General features: G+C 39.6%; 17 protein-coding genes. 10 read left to right on the top strand and 7 right to left on the bottom strand.

Annotated features, from left to right (window positions below; genetic code table 11):
• Positions 1–16: 16 nt before the first annotated feature.
• Positions 17–1,006 (top strand): hypothetical protein, encoded by a 990-nt coding sequence (locus tag FD723_RS25575; RefSeq protein ID WP_179067868.1) that lies wholly within the window; start codon positions 17–19, stop codon positions 1,004–1,006.
• 59 nt (positions 1,007–1,065) lie between these two features.
• Here the strand turns inward: FD723_RS25575 and FD723_RS25570 are convergent, their stop codons facing one another.
• Together FD723_RS25570 and FD723_RS25565 are read right to left on the bottom strand one after the other, a co-directional pair.
• The gene (locus tag FD723_RS25570; RefSeq protein ID WP_179067867.1) at positions 1,066–1,407 is read right to left on the bottom strand and encodes a 2Fe-2S iron-sulfur cluster-binding protein; all 342 of its coding nucleotides are present in this window, start codon (positions 1,405–1,407) and stop codon (positions 1,066–1,068) included.
• A 13-nt stretch (positions 1,408–1,420) separates the two neighbouring features.
• Positions 1,421–3,580: a Tex family protein gene (locus FD723_RS25565; protein ID WP_179067866.1), complete on the bottom strand. Its 2,160-nt coding sequence runs from the start codon at positions 3,578–3,580 to the stop codon at positions 1,421–1,423.
• A 536-nt stretch (positions 3,581–4,116) separates the two neighbouring features.
• Between FD723_RS25565 and FD723_RS25560 the strand changes: the two genes are divergently transcribed.
• The 8 genes from FD723_RS25560 to FD723_RS25525 all read left to right on the top strand — a co-directional run bounded on the left by FD723_RS25560 (position 4,117) and on the right by FD723_RS25525 (position 12,869).
• Positions 4,117–4,335 (top strand): hypothetical protein, encoded by a 219-nt coding sequence (locus FD723_RS25560; protein ID WP_179067865.1) that lies wholly within the window; start codon positions 4,117–4,119, stop codon positions 4,333–4,335.
• A gap of 1,248 nt (positions 4,336–5,583) precedes the next feature.
• Positions 5,584–5,931, top strand: coding sequence for a hypothetical protein (locus tag FD723_RS25555; protein ID WP_179067864.1), 348 nt, complete (start codon positions 5,584–5,586; stop codon positions 5,929–5,931).
• Positions 5,932–6,207: 276 nt separating this feature from the next.
• Positions 6,208–6,591, top strand: coding sequence for an EamA family transporter (locus tag FD723_RS25550; protein ID WP_179067863.1), 384 nt, complete (start codon positions 6,208–6,210; stop codon positions 6,589–6,591).
• A gap of 34 nt (positions 6,592–6,625) precedes the next feature.
• Complete coding sequence (locus FD723_RS25545) at positions 6,626–6,982, top strand: EamA family transporter (protein WP_179067862.1); 357 nt, start codon at positions 6,626–6,628, stop codon at positions 6,980–6,982.
• Between the two features lie 93 nt (positions 6,983–7,075).
• On the top strand, positions 7,076–8,380 hold the full coding sequence (locus tag FD723_RS25540) for an NAD(P)/FAD-dependent oxidoreductase (protein WP_179067861.1): 1,305 nt from the start codon (positions 7,076–7,078) through the stop codon (positions 8,378–8,380).
• A gap of 45 nt (positions 8,381–8,425) precedes the next feature.
• Entirely contained in the window at positions 8,426–9,250 is an 825-nt protein-coding gene (locus tag FD723_RS25535) for a glycosyltransferase family 2 protein (RefSeq protein WP_179067860.1), read from the top strand.
• A gap of 552 nt (positions 9,251–9,802) precedes the next feature.
• The gene (locus FD723_RS25530) at positions 9,803–11,275 is read left to right on the top strand and encodes a TldD/PmbA family protein (protein ID WP_179067859.1); all 1,473 of its coding nucleotides are present in this window, start codon (positions 9,803–9,805) and stop codon (positions 11,273–11,275) included.
• Positions 11,276–11,528: 253 nt separating this feature from the next.
• On the top strand, positions 11,529–12,869 hold the full coding sequence (locus tag FD723_RS25525; protein WP_179067858.1) for a TldD/PmbA family protein: 1,341 nt from the start codon (positions 11,529–11,531) through the stop codon (positions 12,867–12,869).
• A 68-nt stretch (positions 12,870–12,937) separates the two neighbouring features.
• Here FD723_RS25525 and FD723_RS25520 read toward each other — a convergent pair whose 3' ends face one another.
• The 5 genes from FD723_RS25520 to FD723_RS25500 all read right to left on the bottom strand — a co-directional run bounded on the left by FD723_RS25520 (position 12,938) and on the right by FD723_RS25500 (position 19,570).
• Entirely contained in the window at positions 12,938–13,930 is a 993-nt protein-coding gene (locus tag FD723_RS25520) for a pentapeptide repeat-containing protein (protein ID WP_179067857.1), read from the bottom strand.
• A 63-nt stretch (positions 13,931–13,993) separates the two neighbouring features.
• Positions 13,994–14,857, bottom strand: coding sequence for a hypothetical protein (locus FD723_RS25515; protein ID WP_179067856.1), 864 nt, complete (start codon positions 14,855–14,857; stop codon positions 13,994–13,996).
• Positions 14,858–15,475: 618 nt separating this feature from the next.
• On the bottom strand, positions 15,476–16,519 hold the full coding sequence (locus FD723_RS25510; protein ID WP_179067855.1) for an aspartate carbamoyltransferase catalytic subunit: 1,044 nt from the start codon (positions 16,517–16,519) through the stop codon (positions 15,476–15,478).
• A 119-nt stretch (positions 16,520–16,638) separates the two neighbouring features.
• Positions 16,639–17,991, bottom strand: a complete 1,353-nt coding sequence (mgtE, locus tag FD723_RS25505) for a magnesium transporter (protein WP_179067854.1) — start codon at positions 17,989–17,991, stop codon at positions 16,639–16,641.
• A 562-nt stretch (positions 17,992–18,553) separates the two neighbouring features.
• Positions 18,554–19,570, bottom strand: coding sequence for a WD40 repeat domain-containing protein (locus tag FD723_RS25500; protein WP_179067853.1), 1,017 nt, complete (start codon positions 19,568–19,570; stop codon positions 18,554–18,556).
• Between the two features lie 409 nt (positions 19,571–19,979).
• Here FD723_RS25500 and FD723_RS25495 point away from each other — a divergent pair, with 409 nt between their 5' ends.
• Positions 19,980–23,186 (top strand): glycoside hydrolase family 15 protein, encoded by a 3,207-nt coding sequence (locus tag FD723_RS25495; protein ID WP_179067852.1) that lies wholly within the window; start codon positions 19,980–19,982, stop codon positions 23,184–23,186.
• The last annotated feature ends 5 nt before the right edge of the window (positions 23,187–23,191 follow it).

The raw sequence follows: 23,191 nt of genomic DNA, 5'->3' as shown, positions 1-23,191 counted from the left end.
TCAGAGGTTTTGGTTCATGAAACGGTTGCTTGCTTTTATTACAATTGCTTTCCTCTGCTTTGATTTCGCTCATCTTGTCAAGGCATTTGGGTCAATCTCAACACTTTCAGATCATAGTTGTACTTTCAGGATGTTGAAAAAAGGAGAGGGTTGTTTTCTTTACAAGGTTGAAGCTGGTAATTTCTCTATCCCTGTTTACTACTACCTACCTAATCAAATACAGGCAAATACGAAAGTGGTATTCACCATGCATGGCGAACAACGGAATGCTGAAGATTATAGAAATGACTGGAGAAATATCTACAACCACAAGGGCAGCGACAATCCAAATTTTATCCTGCTTGCCCCCCAATTTAAGCAAAAGCGCTATCCATTAGCTACAGGGTATAATCTTGGTAACATGTTTACAGAAGATTTGAAGATTCTAAATCCTCGAAATCAATGGGCATTTACTCAAATTGAAAATATTTTTGACTTCGTGAAAAGAAGCACCAAAGTCAGCACCACCAATTACTATCTCTATGGTCACTCTGCTGGCGCACAGTTCGTACATCGAATGGTCATCTTTATGCCCCATACACATATTAAAAAGGCGATCGCCGCCGAGGCTGGTTCGTATATAATACCTGATCAGCATAGGGATTATCCCTGTGGTTTCCATAAAGAAACCGGAGAGCAACTGCCATCTGTGGACTTGAAAACGACTTTCAGTACACCAATGACAATTATTTTAGGCACTAAAGATAACAAACCTTTATCGGATGACCATGATACCTATAAGTGCGATGCACAACAAGGTTCTAATCGTTTGGCTCGTGGCGAATATTTCTACACTCAAGTAAAAAGCATTGCGAATAAGAAGAAAGAAGATTTTCAATGGACTCTCAAAAAAGTTACTGCTGCTCACATTGTTGGAAAAACGAATCCCCCGATTGAAGATCCAATGTTAGTGTCTTGTGCCGCAAAGGAGTTTTTTGCGGAATTAACAGGGGTTAACTGCCAATAGGGGAGTGTTGTAGAATCCTCTGAAGTGTTGGGACAGATAAAGGATTGACAAGACAAAAATTAATCAGATTTTCCCGACTCAGGCTTATAATACAGTGCTGATTTATATAAGACTTGTTCTTGATGGGTTTCTAAAGTGCAATCAGACAAAGGGTAAGTTACACAAGTAACAACATAACCAGCCTGTATTTCACTTGGACGCAAAAATTTTTGCTCGCTTTGGTTAACTTCACCACTAATAAGTTTAGCAATACACGCAGAGCATTCACCTTGTTTGCACCCAGATGGTAGGCGGATATGAGCATCTTCTGCCATATCCAGAATATACTGATCGTCTGGTACTGGAATGGTGCGATCTAATCCAAGTGTAGGATTGATGAATCGAACTTGATAAACTGCCATCTGCTATTTATGATTATTGTTTAACTGCTTTCATCGACAAACTAATTCGCTTGAGTTTCTCGTTGATTTCTAACACCTGCACTTTAACTACTTGTCCCACTTTGACAATTTTGTTGGGATCGTCTACAAATCTATCAGCAAGTTGAGATATATGCACTAAGCCATCTTGATGTACGCCGATATCGACGAAAGCACCGAAGTTGGCGACGTTCGTCACGATTCCCTCTAATTCCATTCCCACCTTTAAGTCCCTAATTTCCTTAATTCCTTCTCTGAAGGTGGCATACTTAAACTCAGCACGAGGATCTCTACCTGGTTTTTCTAGTTCGCTGAGAATGTCGCGCAGTGTGGGTTCGCCGACGGTATCAGTAACGTATTTCTTCAGGTTGGTCTTTTTGAGTTTTTCGGCTATTTGTGTCACCTGATTTAATGGCACATTTAGATCGGATGCGATCGCTTCTACTACAGAATAACTCTCTGGATGCACTGCTGTATTATCTAATGGGTTGTCACCGCCGCGAATCCGCAGAAAACCGGCTGCTTGTTCAAAGGCTTTCGGCCCCAACTTCGGAACTTTCAACAATTGTCGGCGATTTTTAAAGGCTCCATTCTGATTGCGATAGGCGACAATATTATTGGCAACTGTTGCCGTAATCCCAGAGACGGAAGTTAGCAGTTCTTTGGAGGCGGTGTTTAAGTCTACGCCGACGTAGTTGACGCAACTTTCTACAGTGTCGTCCAATTTCTTTTTCAACAACTTCTGATCGACATCGTGCTGATATTGTCCCACACCAATAGATTTGGGATCAATTTTCACCAGTTCCGCCAAAGGGTCTTGTAAACGGCGACCGATACTAATGGCACCGCGCACAGTAATATCTAAATCGGGAAACTCTTCTAAAGCTACACTACTTGCAGAATATATAGATGCACCAGATTCATTTACCATTACCTTAACTGGTTTGCGTTCTATGGTTTCTAAAACTTGCGTGACAAATTCCTCTGTCTCGCGGGATGCTGTACCGTTACCAATAGCAATTAACTCAATTTTGTACTTTTCAATGAGATTTTTGACAGTTTGTGCAGCTTTGAGTCGCTGTTCAGCCGCTTGGTGGGGAAATACCGCTTGATATTCCAAAAATTTTCCCGTTTGGTCGAGGACTGCAACCTTACACCCAGTTCTAAATCCAGGGTCTATTGCCAATGTAGGTTTCATCCCTGCTGGTGCAGACAGCAACAACTCTCGCAGATTAGTTTCAAATGTCTTGATGGATTCTATGTCTGCATAAACTTTCTTCTCAGAAATGACCTCTCCCATAAGAGAGATTTTCATCAAACGGTTGAATGCATCCTTCAGCATCGCCTGATAAAAATCCCGGATTGTCCGAACTTTGGTTTTAATTTCTTGCGACTCAAGATAGTAAAGTAGCGTATCTTCATCAAAAGCAATTTCAAAACTTAATATTTTTTCAGTTTCACCCCGACACAACGCCAGCATATTATGGGGTGCAATATTTTTTACCTTAATTTGATAGTTACGGTACATCTCAAATTTGGTTGTACCTTCAGGATAATCATCTTTGATGCGGGAGACAAATACCCCTTCTTCTAAAAGATAATCGCGGATATATGCGCGTAACTCAGCTTTTTCGGCGATTTCTTCCGCTAAAATGTCAGCAGCACCTTTGAGTGCTTCTTCTGCTGTTTTGACTCCCTTGGTTTCCGAAATATACTTAGTCGCTGCTTCCTCCAAGGAAGCTGTTGCAGCATTTTTGACATTTAAAGATTTGATGAACTCAGCCAGTGGTTCGAGTCCTTTTTCTCTGGCGATAGTGGCGCGGGTGCGTCGTTTTGGTCGATAGGGTAAGTATAAATCCTCAAGTTCAGTTTTTTGTAAACAGGGTAAGATTTTGGCTTTGAGTTCATCCGTAAGTTTACCTTGTTGAGCGATCGCACTTAAAATTACCGATTTTCGTTCCTCCAGTTCTGTTAAGTAAGTATAGCGATCAGACAGTTCACGTAGTTGCACTTCATTCATCTCATCAGTGCGCTCTTTACGGTAACGTGCAATAAAGGGAATTGTTGCACCCTCCGCCAAAAGTTCCAGCGCGTTTTGCACCTGATGGGATTTGAGGTTTATTTCAGTTGCCAGTAGTTGAGGAATATTCAGCATTAGGTGTCTAAAATGAAAAAATGAAAATGTAACTTCTAAAGGTAATATGCTAGATTCTTAAGTTTGGCGCAAGGCCAAAGTTTTACGCCAATTTACCTGATGATTGCTCACAAGAGTGTAATTGGTGAAATAGACAAAACCCACCCACGCAAGTTTTAAACCCTTTCAATCCGCGTAGATGAAGGAGAGTTTGTATAGCATAGCGCAGCTATCGGAATCCGGTTTGATTTTTGAAAAACATCAGTACACATCTATTCCCTTCTTTCCCTGTTCCCTGCCTACACAAGTATCTTCAGTAATCATTCTGACTCCTGAGTTCTTAATTCTTCTTATAAAAGCAAGCTTTTGGATGCTTCATCTGTCGCCAGAATTATTCCCATTGGTGTAATATATAACGTTACATAATTTTGATTTTCTATAATATTTATTTCGATCGGTTGTTGTGGCTGAAACCTGATTGGATGTAGAATTAACCAGAATTCCAAAAACAATTTCGTTTTCTAAGCACAACAACTTTTAGTCCAGAGGTTAGTAGAATGCCTTTGTTTTTCTTGATACCACTGTGTACGGCTTTAGCTACTGGCTACTTGTTTAAAAAGAGTAATGACGAAATCGCATATCTTGCAGGTGTATTTGCAGCTATTAGCTTGATTTTAAGTTTGGTATTAGCACCTTGGCAGATTCAGTTTGGATTGTTGATCGTTGTCTTCATAATTAGCAACAGGCTTTTGCAAAAAAATGAGTCCAAACAATAGAAAAACAACCTAGAAAAACTGAATAATTTCAGAATCCTAACCATAACTAACTTTTATCTTCTCATTTAGCCTATAAACGCGATGGTTAGGTATTTATGAACTTGTTTACCAATAAGACCACGCCAACTTTTAAAAATATACTTACAATAAATGGTAGTATAAAATAAATCTCCATTGATGTTCAAATTATCAATGGGTATTTAGGCTGACTTGGAATCTGAATTAACTGTCAGCTCAGTTCTGTCTGATATATCTGAATTTGGAGATTTGTGTAGATAAATAGAAACCGATTCAGACTCCCTGTTAATATCTACAGTCTTCAGTATATCCTAGTATATTTTGTATCAACTAATCACAATACTTGTACTGTTATTCAAGCTTAAATTCAGCTTAGTATCAAATTTGATACTAAGTGTAATACTTCATTAATTCATAGCGAATTAACTTTGATAAAACTCTGCGTACCTACCCTGCGGGAAAGCGCTTGCGTAGCGTCTCCAAGAGTTGCGCCTATGCGTTTACCTCTGCGTTTAAAAAAGTTACGAACTTATGCAAAGCTGTACTAGTGCTTCATAAATGTACAAATCCTCAAAATAAAAATTCACATAAAGGAAAGTTGCGATTTTATGAAGTTTTTGTTTAAGTATATTTTCGGTTAATGAATTTTTGATGAAGTATGGCGATAAATTTGCAACACGCTTTTCTCGTGGTATTCTAGTAGGTGATTACATGTAGCAATAAATTGGGAGAAAAAACCCTAGTTAGAATTACGAAGAAAAATCAAGCAAACCTAATACTAAATAGTCTAAGACATTTCAAATCTAATGCAATCAATGTCAACTACGAGTTGACCACCGCATTAGCTCTTAGTGTTCTCAAAAACTATATTTGGACATTCAGCAAAAATCTCTAGGAATCTGTAAAGCGCGTTTATCTAGGGTAGTTAACATATCGAAGATTTACGCAGCTCAATAGACTTCTGTTACTAATTTTTTCCCATGTCCAATATAAAATGTGTAAACACACTGAGTTCAAGTACAAATTTTTATTATTCGGTTTAGTTCCCAGCCAAGGTTTAGAGATATGTTTGCGAGCCTGGATAATTTCTGCGGTATATCAGTAAATTAGTAAACTTTCCTGGAGCAAATAGAGAACACTTATCAATCCAGCTAGGTTTTAATGTATAAGTTGATAGCTTGAGAAGTTCAGTAGTGTCTTCAACAAGATTTCTACAACAGGATTCAACAGATGAAAGTTAATGAATGGATTAATCAAAAATTCTGGCAATCCATTTTTATTCGTTTAGCTGCATCTGTTGCAGATGTGTTTAGAGTCCAAGTTCAGGATAAACGATGTCTACTACAGGCTACACCTAAGCGTACTGCTAAACTTTGTCCAAAAGTGATTTGTGAAAAAGCTTTCAACCTTTATTACATCTGTATCCTTTATAGCCTAGATATTGCGATCGCGCTCAAAGTAGTGTTGAAGGATAACTGGCTGATACTAAAAACTTCTGCAATTCACAGTTGGGTAAAAACGAAATTGATTGTGCCAATAGCCAAGCAAAAAAAGTTTGCCTGGAAGTATACTCAGTAAACCAATTCAGTGCGCTCTACTCCGAATCATATCGAACGCTGCAATAATAAACTAACCATATGAGAATTTACATTGCATAGTATTTAATTACTAACTCTAAGAAAATGAGCTTCAACGATTATTTTGATTATGAGTCAACCTTACTAAGTTTGTAGTCTATTTACTGAAGTGGAGGTCGAATTGCAGAGAAGGTGTAACCGAGATCCGAAACATTCAAAACAACGGGCTGTTTACTGTCCGGTTCATACCTAATATCTGAATAGAGGCAAATGTACGATGAAATCTATGTCCCAAACTTCAAACTTTAAAATAATTCCTTATATCATTCTGTTTGTCAGTATTTTGTTTAGTATTTCTGGACAATTGCTGATGAAACACACCATGAGTCATACAAATGAGGGAATATTGACATGGGAATTTATTCAAAAATTAGCACTAGCTGTTAGTGTTTATTGTTTGGGAATAGCAAATTGGATATTGGCTTTGCGCTCTGTAAAATTGAGTATTGCTTATCCATTAACTAGTTTAAATTATGTCGGTATACTTTTTGGCTCCTACTACTTTTTTAATGAGGTGATTACATTGACTCGCATAGCAGGAGTCATAACTATTTTTATGGGTGTACTTTTAGTGGCTATTCCACCGAAAAAGTCTATATAACTTTATAGTAAATTCCACAACAAAGTATTGACAAATGAACATCACTACTTGGCTACTTTTAATGTTTGTAGTTTTATTTGGGACAATAGCTAACCTGTCATTAAAATACGGACTTTACATTTCTAGCCCTACTAAAGGAGAAAGCGCATCTATCTTAAATCTGTTACTTTCTCGTTATTTTTTGATTTGGTTTGTCTGCTATACATTTATGACTCTATTGTGGCTTTATGTCTTGCGGACAATTCCTTTGAGTCAAGCATTTCCAGTTCTAGGATTGATGTATGCACTGATTCCCATTGCTTCTCACTATCTTTTAAAAGAGCAGGTTGTATTGAAACAATGGATAGGAATTTCCATTATCATCACTGGTGTAGTTCTGGTTGTAAGCTAATAGCTGTATAGGCAATAATCCAGGTTATTAATATTAAAATATAAAAGCCTCTAATGATAAATATCAAAAACATTCCTACAAAAATCTAAATTTATGAATATAGGCATTGTTGGCGGGGGTATAACTGGGTTGGTATTAGCTCAACGTCTTTCACATCAAGGACATACAGTCACCGTTTTTGATAGCAATAAGCAGCTTGGTGGACTTACTACTTATCATGATTATGGGTTGTTTACCTGGGATCGCTTTTATCACGTTATCCTCCCTTCTGATACTCACTTAATAAATTTTATTAGAGATATTGGTCTTGGGGATAAACTGCGTTGGCATCGGAGTTTAACAGGGTTCTATGACAATAAAAAGTTTTATTCTATTAGTAATGCTATAGAGTTTCTGCGCTTTCCTCTGTTTGGAATTATCGGTAAAATTAGGTTAGCTTTTACTCTTCTGTATGGTTCACGCCTGAATAACTGGCGGCGCTTAGAGAAGATTTTAGTTGAAGATTGGTTACTAAAACTCGGTGGAAGAAACACATACGAAAAGCTCTGGAAACCCTTGCTTTTATCCAAATTAGGAGAGAACTATAAGCGAATATCAGCAGTTTTTATTTGGGCTTATATTAAACGGCTATTTTCAGCCCGTGATTCTTCATTAAATAAAGAACAACTTGGTTATGTTTCAGGCGGTTATAAAACTGTTTTTGATCGGATAGAAAAATTAATTTACGCGGCTGGAGGTCATATCCACACAGGTGTTTCGGTAGAATATATTGCACCTGACCCAGGGGGTGGAATGTGGGTAGAATATCAGGGGAAAAAAGAACATTTTGAAAAAGTCATTTTTACTGGCCCAGTTAATATTTTGGAACAGGTTACTTCTAATGAATTGGTAAAAGTTTCAGACAGTAATGAAACAGTAGAATACCTGGGTGTAATTTGTATGGTACTTATTACTCGCAAGGCTCTAATTCCTTATTACGTAGTAAATATAGCCGATAGGAGTATTCCCTTTACTGGAGTTATCGGTATGAGCAACTTAGTTTCTTTACAAGAGACAGCAGGATATCATATGACATTCCTACCCAAATATATACTTTCTACTGACGCCTTGTTAAAACAACCAGATGAGGAATTACGCCAAGTATTTTTCCAGGGAATACGTTTGATGTTCCCAGAACTGAAAGAAGATGACATCGTAGCAGCACACATCAATCGAGCTATTAAAGTGCAGCCACTACAAGTTTTAAATTATTCAAGTCTTGTTCCCAAAGTGAGTACAGAAAACGATGATTTTTTCGTTGTCAATACCTCACAGTTGGTCAATGATAGCGTTAACAACAACGCAGTTGTGCGACAGGTTGATGAATTCCTCAAAAAATCAACATTACTGAATTCTTGAAATTTGAGCACTGGTATTTTATTTTAAAAATCACAGGAGTTATTTATGAGTCTTTTTGTTCTTTTACCCGCATACAACGAGCAAGAATCAATTCGCCCCTTGTTCAAAAAGTTTCAGACATTGCAGCAAATCTCTAAAATGGAGATAAAACTGATTCTGGTTGATGATGGTAGTAGTGATGCAACTGCTCAAACTGCTTTAGAAGAATCTCAATCACTGGGTATATTACTAAAATTAGTCCAACATCCCAAAAATGCTGGTTTAGGTCAAGCAATTAAAACAGGTTTCACAACTTTCTTAGAAATTTCTCAAGAAGGCGATTTTTTAGCGGCGATGGATTGCGACAACACTCAGCCACCAGAACTGTTAATAAAGATGTATGACACTATGATAGCTGGTAGCTATGATATTGCGATCGCATCCAGATATCGAAAAGGCTCTAAAGTCATAGGCTTATCAAAATTCAGAGAGTTTATGAGTTATGGAGCCAGCTGGCTTTTTAGAATTGCCGCCCGTGTACGAGGTGTAAGAGACTACACTTGTGGCTATAGACTATATAACCGTACTTTCCTCACTAAACTGGATATGTATTATGGAGACAATCTATTCACTGAAAGTGGATTTGCCTGCATGATAGATTTACTGCTGAAAGCCAAAGTCCTCAAACCAAAAATCGTAGAAATTCCAATGGTTTTGAGATACGATCAAAAGCCTAGTGCTAGCAAAATGAAAATTCTTAAAACTATTACTCGAACCCTAAAGTTGTTGTTTAAGAATCTAGTATCGACAGCACCAACTTCTAATTTAGCTCAGACTTTCAATGAGCAAGAAACAGCAAGAATCCCACTGAAAATGGCAAATCGCAAATAAATCTGAGCAGGATAGTCTAGATTAAATTAAACGTTTGCAGTAAACAAGATTACATATTTAAGATGAGTTAGTCGTCAAAAAGCTTATGTATGCTGTCCATAGGTGGAATTTCTTATGTTCCACTCCTAACTCATAACTCTCTTCGTTAAGAAGAGTGCCACTTAAATACATATATATTAGGTGCATCTCATTTTCCAGCGACATCCTCAAGGGTGTGAATTTTCAAAATAAAGCCCGCAAAGGCGGGTTTTGTTTATATAGTCCCAAACTTCTACTGTATGGGCTAATTTGCCAAGGCGTTGCTGAAGAGGAGTAAAATCCACACCAATACTTCTCGGGTTTTGCATTTTTAACGCGGAATCGGGTTTGGGGTAAAGGGTACTGGGTTTGGGTTAAAGGTTTTTTCTTTCCCTTTTCCCTTTCCCCCTTAACCGAGAAGTATTGAAATCCACACACCTTTCTACCAACAGTGACTTTAACTCATTTGTTAGACTGAACACACCAGGATTTTTCAGTCAAATCTCTGAACTACGCCAGCAGACGAGGCTACCCATGCTTACAAGTACGCTACTTCTCTCGAATCAACTTCCCACCCTCCAATATTCCTCCACACCAGAGCGTTTCGATGAAACCTGGGAAGCCCCCCTGGCTACCCTTCTGGGATTAGGACGCGCCGCTGGCGCTGACTTCATCGAATTATTTTTAGAACGTCGCAACTATATTAGTTCTCTTGCAGAAGACGACGCCATCACTAGTATTTCACCTAGTCTATCTACAGGCGCGGGAGTCAGAGTATTTCGCGGTAAAGCTGACTGCTACGTTAGCACCAATGACCTTTCATTTTCCGGTTTGAAAGCAGCCTTAGAAAAAGGTCTTTCTATCTTGGGATTACAACTACCCACGGCGAAGGCTTTCATCCCAGAAATAAATCTGGAATTATTGAGAGATTACGCTACCAAAAGAGGTAAAGATGCCTGGCTACCAGTGTGTAGTTCCATCCGAGAAATGGGAGAAATCCTCCTTGAGGGTACTGCTCACCTGAAGCAAAAAGCTAGCCACGTCCAATCGCGGCGTGCTACCTATTTCCGAGATTGGCAAGAAGTTTTAATCGCTGCTAGTGACGGTACTTTCGCCCGTGATATTCGCCTCACCCAATCAGTCGGATTTAACCTATTGTGTGCTGATGGTGCTAATCGTAGCTCAATTGGCGATCGCGCGGGTAATACTAGCGATGCTAACTTCTTGAGAACTTGGGATTCTCAACAAGCTGCTGAAAAAATAGCAGAATCGGCTGGCAAAATGCTCTACGCAGATTACGTGGAATCGGGTACTTACCCCATCATTATGGCCAACCACTTTGGTGGCGTAATCTTCCACGAAGCTTGTGGACACCTGCTAGAAACTACCCAAATCGAACGCAATACCTCTCCCTTTGCTGACAAAAAAGGCGAAAAAATTGCCCACGAAAGCTTGACAGCCTGGGATGAAGGTCGCTCTGAAAATGCCTTCGGGACAATTGACATGGATGACGAAGGTATGCCTGCTCAAAGAACCCTATTGATTGAAAAAGGCGTTCTCAAAAACTTCTTAGCAGATAGAACAGGTTCTACACGCACCGGACACCCCAGAACAGGAAGTGGACGCCGCCAAAATTATACCTATGCCGCCGCTAGCCGGATGCGTAACACTTATATCGATTCTGGCGAATACACAATTGATGAATTATTTGCCTCTGTTGATAAAGGCATTTACTGCAAAAAGATGGGTGGCGGTAGCGTTGGTGCTACAGGTCAATTTAACTTTAGTGTTGATGAAGCTTATTTGATTGAAAATGGCAAAATCACCAAACCACTAAAGGGAGCAATACTTATTGGTGAAGCTAAGGAAATTATGAATAAAATTTCCATGTGTTCTCAAGATTTGGAAATTGCACCAGGATTTTGTGGTTCCGTTAGTGGCAGTATTTACACCACAGTTGGGCAACCCCATATTAAGGTTGATTCTATTACCGTTGGTGGAAGATAATATTGGATTTTGGATTGTGAATGATTAGGATATTATCTCAATAAAAAGCTGTGAGACAAATATTAAGTCATCAGCTAAACCACATCTACTTGGCATAATATTCAATTGTACATTTCTTGTGGGGTGGGTGTCTCACCCGCCCAGGAAGTACAAATAAACTTGATTATGTGGAAAAGCTTAACATCCAAAATCCAAAATCTAATCTTCAAAATAAAATCGCTTCCAATTCAAAATCTAAAATCCAAAATTGACTATGCCAAATATCAATGAGATTGCAAATTCTGCCAAGGACAATGCTGAGAAGCTTGGTATTAAGAAATTCGACATTTATGGCTCAACAGTAGATGACACTAGCGTGCAAGTAGACCAAGGTGAGCCAAAACAAGTCAAAGCTTCAAATCGCTCTGGTGTTACTGTTCGTGTCTGGAATGAAGATAATACAATGGGTGTCACCAGCACCACAGATGTAGACCCCAAGGGACTGGAATTAGCCTTGAAAACTGCCTACGAAGCTAGCTTCTTTGGTGTTAAAGAAAATGTTCCTGATTTTAGTCCAGAGGCTACTGTCCCTATCCCAAATAAACCTCAGGATAAAGCACCCCAAGCACCTGTTGCTGAACTCATAGAAAAATTGTTGGTAGCTGAAAAAGAATTACTAGCAGCGCATCCAGCAATTAAAGGTGTACCTTATAACGGTTTATCACAAAGAGATATTGACAGATTCTATCTCAATAGCGATGGTGCAGTCAGAACTGAATCTCACTCTTTGGCATCAGTTTATCTTTACAGTAAAACTGAGGAAGAAGGAAAAAAACCGCGTAGTGCAGGTGCTTTTAGAATCAACCAAAGTTTAGATAATCTCGATATTAATGGTTGCATCAAAGAAACCGCCGATAAAACTATCAGCCACTTGAACTATGAAAAAATCAAAACTGGCAAATATCGAGTTGTTTTCTCAGCAGAAGCTTTTTTAAGTCTGCTGGGTGGTTTTTCTAACTTATTCAATGCCCAAAGTATTCTAGACAATCAAAGCCTATCAACTCCTGATGATTTAGGAAAGCAAATTGCTTCTCCTTTGCTTTCGGTTTATGATGATGCCTTGCACCCAGCTAATGTAGGTGCAGAAAGTTTTGATGGTGAAGGAACTCCTACTCGTCAGATTTCGCTGATTGAAAATGGCATTTTAACGGGATTTCTTCATAGTGCTGGCACTGCTAAAAGGTTAAATGCCCAGCCAACGGGTAATGCCAGTATTGGTGCAAAAGTCAGCGTCAGTCCCAACTTTTATCACGTTTTTTCAACAGCAACTCCTGAGCAGGAGTTTAGCTTAGAAACGGCTGAAAATGTGATTCTTATCGATGATTTACAAGCTCTCCATGCTGGAGTTAAAGCCTTGCAGGGTTCCTTTTCTTTGCCGTTTGATGGTTGGCTAGTTAACAAGGGTGTTAAGACGAGTATTGAGTCAGCAACAGTTGCCGGCGATTTCTTAGAACTCTTGAAGTCAATTATTTATGTAGAAAAAGAACCAGAGTTAACGCCAGGGGGAGTTTGCCCGAAAATCTGGGTTAATGAACTGTCGATTACTGGTGAGTAAAAGTTAGTATTTGGGCAGTACCTACTATGACAAAATAGTGGGTATTGCCCATATATATTTTTAGATTTTTAATCGTTAATTGTTCCATCAGGCATAACTGCACCACGCAAATCTGCACCAGTTAGATTTGTACTACTCATTTCTGCTCTGATTAGATTTGCCTTACTTAAATTAGCGCCAGTCAAGTTTGTCCTAGCAAGATAGGCATCAACTAAGTCTGCTTCCGTGAGGTTAGCGCCACGTAGGTTAGCCCGACTTAAATCAACTCTATTTAACCTTGCAAAACTCAGGTTGACTCCACTCATCTGGCATCTAGTCAGTTTAGCATCTGGCATAATTGCACCATACAAGTTAACACCTGTAAGTTCAGCATCAATAAGATTTGACCGTTCCAGCCTGGCGTTCATCAGGTTAGCACCTTTTAAATTAGCACCCCCAATGTTAGTATCTGCCAGAGAGGCATTATACAAAATCGCTTCACTCAGGTTAGCGTCACTCAAATCGGCATAACGTAGCGTTGCCTCACTCAAGTTAGCACCACTCAAATCAACTTTAGATAAATCTACACCAGTTAAATCAGCGCCTCGCAGGTCAGCTTTATGCAGGTTAGCACCCCGTAAACTAGCAGAATACACTCTCTTTTCTTCTCGCAGGTTAGCACCACGCAAGCACGCACCAGTTAGATTTGCACCACTCAAATCTGCACCACGCAAATCGGCATCCATCAAGTTAGTATCTAACATATACGCCAAAGTTAAATTGGCATTACGTAAATCAGCACCCTGCAAAGTTGCACCATGTAAATTAGCATCATGCAGGTTGGCACTGATTAAACTTGCCTGATTTAAGTTCGCGCCACTGAGCTTTGTACAAACTAGATTTGCTTTATTTAGGATTCCTCGATTTAGATAGCTAAAAATTAGGATAGCATTACCCAAATCTGCTTTATTCAAAGCTATACCAATCAAGTCTGCACCAAATAAATTTACTCCATTTAAGTTTGCCTCAATAAATTTTGTTTCTCCATTTTCATATCGCTGAAGAAGTTCATTAGCATCCATATTGTTACTATCTCAATTACCATAATATTTCCAAATTTTTCCAAGCTTAAGAATATTCAAAAGTTACGATTGTTCTTTGCTAGGAGGTACTATAAATTGACAGGTATTATTATCATCTGCGAGTGCAATTTTTTGATGAGGATTAACTAATTTTCTCGTTTCTAGAGATGAATCGCTGTTAAACGGTTGATATCCATATCCGTTAGTGCTGGGTGATATATTGCCATATAAACCTCGCATAGATTGGATGATTGCACTAGCTGCTTGGATATTCTCATCCGGCTTACCTAGAGATATAACAGCACTATTTAGTTTAGATTCAAGCTCTCTGATAGTTGGACAAGTATCAAATAATCTGAGCAATAAATCATCAAGTTGTTCAGCCTTCAGTTTCAACCAGTCTTCTTCATTGAAAGTAAACTTTTTGTAAAGTGCGGAAAATAGAACTATTTTAGCCCTAAGTGGGTTAGTATACTTCATAATATTTTGCCGTAAATCAAACTGATTGTATTGATTTTTGGTTTGACTGTTTGGAGATTTATCTATAGAATTTGATGATATTTGCCCAGAATTATAAAATATTTGTTCCTCTTGACGAGGTTGATTTAATAATATTCCTGTTGCTTCATCAGGTGTGATATATAGCTTCTGCATTTCATGAGAAATAATACTGGCAAGTAGGGCGTATTCGGCTTGTTTGTTAAGGGTTTTTACAACTTTAGATAAACTATAATTTAAGTTATTTATAGTTGGATTTAATCTGTATAATTCTTGAATTAAGTCCTGTAATTTAAACCTATCTAGCGTCTCTTCATCATTCTCCCAAATATTTTTACAAGCTGAGTATATTAATTTTTTAATTCGTTTTGAGTTCTCATGCTGTTCTAAATGTTTAGTTACTGAATCGAGGCTAGATATAGTTTTCATCGGCAAATCTCCGGCACAGGTAGTAAATAGAAATAAACAAGACTTACGCACTGAAAATTTTAAACCTAGATTCCCCCTAACTTTAAAAAGGGGAACCCTAAGAGCCAACTTTTTAAGGGAGTTGGTGGATCTTTAGTACGTAAGTCCGAACGAGTTATAAGATTATCTCTTTCAAGGTAACTCATAAAATCTCTTTTTCTCTGAGCTATCTCTGTATCGAAAGTGGTTTATAAGTTATTTATTTAACTACGAGGCACAGCGAAAAATCTGAGGGCAAGAAAGCTCTGTTGACGCAGCCAGCCTCAGACATCAGTCTTTTCAAGACAGAGAACACATAGAAAAGAGGTTTAAAGAGGAATTCATTTTTGAGAATTTATACTCGGCATTGAAAGGGCTGGTCTTATGTTATACCCTTTTTATCTAGCTTGTGTAGTTATGTCAAGCAAATTTGCTTACGATTAGCGTTGCTGATTGGAGTTCAATACTGTTCGGTTAAGGGGAAAAGGGGAAGGGGAAAGGGGAAAGAAAAAACCTTTAACCTTTTCCCAAAATCAAATTCCGAGTTGAAAATGCTTAACCGAGCAGTATTGTATTAGATTGGGGTTGGTGTTAAATTATTTAAACCTTACCGCTTCCTATCAAATACAACAGCGCCATCCGAACGGCGACACCGCTGGTAACTTGCGATTGAATGAGGCTAAATTCTGGGTCATCCATTAAATCAGAACTAATTTCGACACCTCGGTTAACTGGGCCTGGATGCAAAACTTTGACGTTAGGTTTACAGAGTTGCAGCTTTGCACGTGTAATGCCAAATAGCTGATGATATTCTCGCAAACTTGGAAGTAAATGAGCCGTCATACGTTCTTTTTGCAAGCGCAAAGTCATCACAAAATCGGCATTCTGTAAAGCCGGTTCTAACTGCCAGTGAATAAAAAGTTGTTGGTTTGGGGAAAGGGATGAGAGAATTGATTTTTCTCCTGCTGCTTCCTGACCTTCTGTCTCTTCCAAGATATACTCGGCAAATAATTTGGGTAAAAGGGTAGGTGGTGCTGCGAGATGCACTTCGGCACCACTGGCAATTAAACTCCAGATATTCGATCGCGCCACACGAGAATGGAGAATATCTCCAATAATGGCAATCTTTTTCCCCTTTAAAAGTTCCAGTCGGGGATGATCTGGGTCAATGAGAGTAGTTATGGTAAATAAATCTAGCAATGCTTGGGAAGGATGCTCATGTTGACCATCACCAGCATTGAGGACGCTAACTTTTACACCTAGACGATCCATTTCAGCCGCGATCGCATTTGGTACTCCTGCCTCTCGATGGCGGACTACCATAATATCAGTTCCCATCGCTAAATAGGTTTTCGCCGTGTCGAGAATTGTTTCTCCCTTAGTCATAGAAGATGTGGCGGCGGCGAAGTTCAGCGTATCTGCACTTAAGCGTTTGGCTGCAAGTTCAAAACTACTGCGAGTGCGAGTAGACGATTCAAAAAATAAATTCGCTACCACCTGTCCCTGCAAGGTTGGCACTTTCTTCGTCCGCCGTGATAGTACCTCTTGAAAACTGGCCGCAGTTTGCAAAACAGTATCGTATTCAGTGGTAGTAAAGTCAGCTAGAGAAAGAATATGATGACGATTCCAGGTAGTAGTAGGCATATTTGGGGATTGGGGATTGGGGATTGGGGAATTGGGGAATTGGGGGGAGCAAGAGAGAAGAATTTTCCCCTCCGCCCCCCGCACCCTGCCCCTCTGCCTATTTTCAATGCCCAATCCCTTCATGCTGGTAAATGGAAAACGTTTAAAGCTAGAGAAATTAGGCTGAGGAAGGTTAAAAACCCAATTGTATCTAGCATTGTAGTCACTAATGGGCCACTAACCAAAGCAGGGTCAAGTTTCAAGCGCTTCAAACCCATTGGTAGTAACGTGCCGAGTGTAACAGCCACAATTGTATTAGTTGCCATGACCATTCCAGCAATTAAAGCCACCCATCGCTCTTGGGGTCGCGCCCAAATTAAGGAAAGCAGTATCATGGTCATTGCTAAAGCTAAGGCTGTACCTAAACCAGCTAGAATTTCCTTGCGGAGAATTTTCAAGGTATCTTTGGGTGTTACTTCTCCCACTCCCAAGCCACGGATTGTTACCGTTAATGATTGAATGCCGACAGTACCACCAGTGTTAGAAAAAATCGGCATAATTACTGCTAAAACTGGCACTGCGGCAATTACAGATTGAAAAGGCGCGATCGCACTAGCTGCACCAATATACAGGGCCATGATCCCCAACAGCCAAGGCAAGCGGTTACGGATAGTTAACAGGGGAGAGGATAAAGCTGCTTCATCACCGCTCACACCCCCCAGTTTTTGGATATCTTCTGTGGCTTCTTCTTCTAAAATATCCATGACATCATCAATGGTGACAATGCCTACTAATCGGTCTTCCCGATCAACTACAGGGATAGCGATTAAGTCGTAGCGCTGCATGATTCGCGCCACTTCTTCTTGAGGAGTTTCAGTTGTAACTTTAATGACGCGATCGCTAGCAATATCTTTGATGAAAACTTCGGGAAAGGTAAACAGCAATTGGCGCAGTGAAACTACTCTCACCAGCGTCCGGTTGTCGTCTGTGACGTAGGCGTAGTAAATCGTCTCCTTGTCTTCATCCTGACGGCGGATTTTGCTCAAGGCTTCACCGACAGTCAATCCTTGGCGCAACCGGACATATTCGGTTGTCATCACCCGCCCAGCCGTGCCTTCTGGATAACCGAGAATCGTTGCTGTTGCTTGCCTTTCTTCTTGACTCAGTTCTTGCAATAGCCGTTTGATGACTCCAGCCGGTAGTTCATCAAACAATTCTGCCCGTTCGTCGGGACTCATGGCTTCTACAAGTTGCACTACCTGGACATCATGCAGAGAATTAATTAGTTCTTCCTGCACCACTGTAGGCAGATATTCAAATACATCAATTGCCTGAGCTTTGTTGAGTAAACGGAATGCGATCGCCCGTTGTTTTTCAGGCAATTGTGTAATGTAGTCTCCCACATCCACCGGTTGCAAGCGATTTAAATCCCATTTCAACTGGTTCAAATCGGTAGTATCAGTCAGCAAATCACGAATATCTTGTGTGAGCATGATATATATCTCCTAAGTCTCCCCCGCGCTGGGAGACTTCCTCGCCAGTTCAGAGGAGGTTGATACTGCCATCTGGTGGACTATTGCCCATAAAATTTCAACAATTCAATATCGATATCTAAATCAAGGCATCGCTGTTCATCATCCTAACCCGGAATAGCACTCTCAGGTACATACTGAGGCATCAGTATTTAATGTTTGTGATATTTATCACTCTTAAATGACTTGACGAACAGATTTTTAAGTAATTTTCGTGTAACTTAAGGTAGATTTTACTACTACAACAATAAGCTCTGTCAAGCCAATCAACGAATTTAATCCGAAACTTTACAGAGTTAAAATATTGCCAATATCTCAGTATTATTTTGGATCAAGCAACTTCATGCGTAGTCACCTGGATGACGAAGAATCAAAAATGGGTTAACAGGTTTTACTTTGTATTCGTAGTAATGTGTTTTAGCTTTCGCGTTAGCGAAGCTCGCCGAAGGCATCGCTCTTGGGTGTGTCTAGTTTTCTCTATACTTAGATATACAAACAAAAATTTTATAAATGGAATGGTTTCTTAGGCAGTAAATTGCCAAAGTTTAAGATTGCCATCATGATCTCCAGATACCAAAAACTTATTACTGATAGCTAATGAGCTGATCCCTGGTTTGTGTTTACCTGGAAATTCTTGCAAAATTTCTTTGCTTTCAGTAGATGAGATTCTGATATTTCCGTTTAGTGCGGCAGTGATGAGAATACTACCGTTATGATTTAGGAGAACCTTGGGATCAAACGGGCCAGCTTCCCATATTGGTACTACTTCAATTACTTGTATTCTTTTGCCACTCACAGTATCCCATAGGTACACTTTGCTATCTCGATCTGATGCAGTAGCTATAACCCTTCCTCTATCGTCAATTGAGCAGTAACTCACTTCTCCATAATGACTATCAGGGAAAGCTCTAATAAGTTTTGTAGAAGGCATGTCCCAGACTCGATTTTCTCCAAGTCCGCCTCGTGCATACAACCGTTCTCCAGTATCATTAAATGCTAATAGGTCAAAATCCCAAAATCTTTCGTCACTAATTTCAGCAATCTGCTCAAATGACTTTAAGTTCCATACAATCACTTTGACTTGATGTGAGTAATTTATCGCCGCAGCCAAGTAATTAGTTCTAAGATTGATTGCAAGACATCCTACAGCACTTGGCGCCTCTAAAGTTCGTGAAAGCTGATTAGAAAAATAATTCCAGATTTTTATTCTGTTGTCTGAACCTCCACTGATTACATCACCCTTCTCTCCAATTACAACTGCACCAGCATTACGCTCATGAGAGTATGAGGCGATAAGCTCACCAGATAAAAGATGCCAAATACTTACCTTTCCATCTCTTGATGAACAAGCAAGAATTCCTTGCAATTCATCAATAGCAATTTGTGCGACTCCCATATCTGAATTACGTATTTTATGCGATCGCAAAACTTTAAACAGTTTTAATGGCGATAAATATTTTTTTCTCTCATCTTCAGATAGCTTGATCGAAGGTAAAGAAGCTTTGTTGTCTAGCCCATAAGAGAAAAATTCATCCTTCATAACTTTGTTTATTGGATTTAGGTTGCAGGCTTTCAGTAGTAGTGCTGTAAAAGATATTGTAATAAATTCTTTCCGCTTCATAACATCCTAAACGTCCTGCGATCGCTCGCTGAAATTAGCACTCGTTTATCTAATTTAAACTATCAACAAAAAGAATTCATTATGCCTTAAAAAATCGCATTTTAAGTATAAAATACTACAAACATCAAAAGGAGTTTGAATAAGTATCATATTTTAGTTCGGAATCACTAAAATTAAGTACCCAGAAGCCTATTAACAGGAGATAATAATAAACTTACTACCCTCCGCTGTTGTCCCATCAACCATTACAGAGCTTGTTCTGACTTGGTTTAGGTAATTCAGTTCACAGTCACAGGGTCGAATTTTGCAAGTTGTTCTGAACCAAACCATGAAAACATCTACCAAATTGCTAACTCGCCTAGACTATTACTACCAGCAAATCAAAACGATCATCCTGACTCGGCAAAATCCGATTACTGGTTTGCTACCCGCAAGTACAGCGATTACAGCCCACGGCGATTATACAGATGCCTGGGTGCGAGACAACGTTTACAGCATTTTGGCAGTTTGGGGTTTAGGACTTGCATACCGCAAGATTGACGACGACAAAGGACGCACCTATGAATTAGAACACAGTGTCATCAAACTAATGCGCGGGTTGCTATTTGCAATGATGCGACAGGCTCATAAAGTAGAGACATTTAAACATACTCAGTCGCTACTAGATGGACTGCACGCCAAATATAATACCGCAACTGGTGACATTGTTGTTGGTGATGATGAATGGGGACATTTGCAACTTGATGCCACATCTATATTTTTATTGATGTTGGCACAAATGACGGCAGCAGGATTGCCAATAATTTATACCATTGATGAAGTGAATTTCGTCCAAAATTTAGTTTACTACATTGGACGAGCTTACCGCACTCCAGATTACGGCATTTGGGAACGTGGTAATAAAATTAATCGTGGTAGTGCGGAGTTAAATGCCAGTTCCGTAGGTATGGCAAAAGCTGCTTTAGAAGCTATCAACGGACTGGATTTGTTTGGTGTGCGTGGTAGTCAAGCATCAGTTATTCATGTGCTGCCAGATGAAATCGCCCGCGCCCGGATTACTCTAGAATCCTTATTACCGAGGGAATCTGGTTCCAAAGAAATTGATGCGGCGCTGTTAAGTATTATTAGTTATCCTGCCTTTGCAGTGGAAGATTTAGAGTTACGCGATCGCACTTTAAACGATATCATCAATAAACTCGCAGGTAAATACGGCTGCAAACGCTTTCTGCGTGATGGACACCAAACCGTTTTAGAAGATCATCAGCGCTTGCACTACGAACCATTAGAACTCAAGCAATTTGAGCATATCGAATGCGAATGGCCGTTATTTTTCACTTATTTAGTTCTAGATGGATTATTTCGCGGCGAACAAGAACAAGTTAAAAAATACCAAAATCTTTTAGAATTATTACTTATAGAACAAAATGGTTTGCGTTTATTGCCAGAACTTTATTATGTTCCCGCCGAAAATATAGAAGCTGAAAAGTTAGCACCCCAAACGCAACCACGTTTACCTAATGAAAATATTCCCTTGGTGTGGGCACAGAGTTTATATTTTCTCGGTGAAATGTTGAGTGAAGGGTTACTCGCAGTTGGTGATATCGATCCTTTGGGAAGACATTTGTGTGTTGGTAAACAGCGAGAATCATTAGTACAAATTGCTTTATTAGCAGAAGATGAAGATTTACAGAAGAAATTAGAAGTTCACGGAATTGAAGCACAAACGCCTACCCAAGTAGAACCGATTCAAGTGAGAAAAGCTGGAGAATTTTCAGCTATTTATACCCAAATTGGACGTAACAACAAACTTGGTTTAACAGGGCGGCCAGTGCGGCGGCTGCGGAGTTTAACAACATCTAGAATTTTTCGGATTAGTGGTGAAACAATTGTCTTTTTACCTTCATTTTCAGATTCTCAACAGTTTTATTTAACCCTTGATTACCATTTTCTGCTAGACCAAATTAGAAGCGAACTAGCTTACATTCAAAAATATTGGAGTGATTTAGGGCGTCCTAGTTTGACTTTAATGTTGACGCATACCATGTTAGAAGTTGGTTCGGAAGCGTTACTAGAACTGATGCAAGAACTGAAAGATGGTGTTTGTAACGGCGTGCGGGTGAAATTAGGGCGGCTAAATCAGCTAATGCTAACAGCCGGAATCCAAAGAATTGATTTTCTTCCCAATGCAGAATTTGCGCGATCGCCAGTCAAAAATGCTAGCCCACGTTGCTATTATCTAGCATATCATCCTGAGAAAAACTGGCGCTTAGGACATACCCAAGAATTTCAAATGGAGTATGAAACTAACTTCGGATTATTGCTTTCTTGCTTGCGCTCATCAGAGAATATTTACGAACAAATTGAGTTATTGCAAACATTAACTCGCTTACAGGGAATGCAATTTGATACGGGGTATGGTGGGCCAGGATATCCTGTCACCGTAGGCGATTTACTAGATGAAGTTTACACCAAAGCTGGAGATTTAGGCATTTGGGCAGTAGTACGTCGGGCTGCGGGGTTACGGCAAATGGTTGATATCAGCCTATCAGATGCAGTAACGAGTATTTTGGTAAGGGGTAAGCAAATTGCTGTGGGTAAAGCTTACAGTGAAACGTCATTGATTACTGTACCCATGTCCCACGATGAAATTGCCGATAAAATTAATCATTTTTGTCGTGAGGATATCCGCGATCGCGTCCTCACTCAAGAGATTTTAATCTATGTTGGTATCTTAATTCGCTCAGAACCCGAACTATTTCAGGGACTATTAACGCTGAGAGTTGGCTATCTTATCTTATTGATCACCAGCGAACTAGCGCGGGAATTGCATGTCACTCAAGATGAAGCTTACGATCACTTAATGCAACTTTCACCCTTTGAAGTTAAAGTGCGCTTGCGTCAGGTATTAACTGGATATACTGGCATGAGTAACCTGTTACGTCAGCAAGAATCACTGCACGTCAAGCAAAAAGAAAGTGATATTGCTTGGGTAGTGCTACCGGGAATCGCCGAAGGGATAGAAGTTCCGCCGGGAGGTTGGCGACGGTTTCGCCAAGCCGAGGGTGCGACAGGGCGCGTACCAAAAGAATTTTTTAAGCAAGTTTGGCTATTAATGCAACATTGCAAGGGTTTAGTTATTGGAGATAAATTAGAGCGGCGCAATCGTTTAGATAGTGAGATAATGTTGTCGGAAATGACAGCCGGTGAAAGAAATTTTGCTCTCTTGGTTGAGCATTTGCTGAATAAAATCGAAGCTCCAGAATATCGCCAAGTTAATATTGAAGCATTAATCGAATTAGGAGCGATCGCTGCCAATAATCCTAAGCTGCAAATTGAAGAATATATCGTGTTGGATGTGTTAATTGGCCATGCAGTGCGATTAGCGTGGTTAGAGAATCATAGTCAACGCAGCGATCGCTATGATGAAGATAAGGCGAGTGCGTGGCGATCGTTTTACAATACTTCTCCTAGAGATTGTGCTAGTTATATTTTGAAGGCTTTCAGGTTCTTGACGGAATTTGTGAAAGATTTTTAAACGCA

Origin of the sequence: Nostoc sp. C052 (assembly GCF_013393905.1) — a bacterium.
Taxonomy (GTDB): Bacteria; Cyanobacteriota; Cyanobacteriia; order Cyanobacteriales; family Nostocaceae; genus Nostoc.
This window is presented reverse-complemented; position numbering and strand designations above follow the sequence as displayed.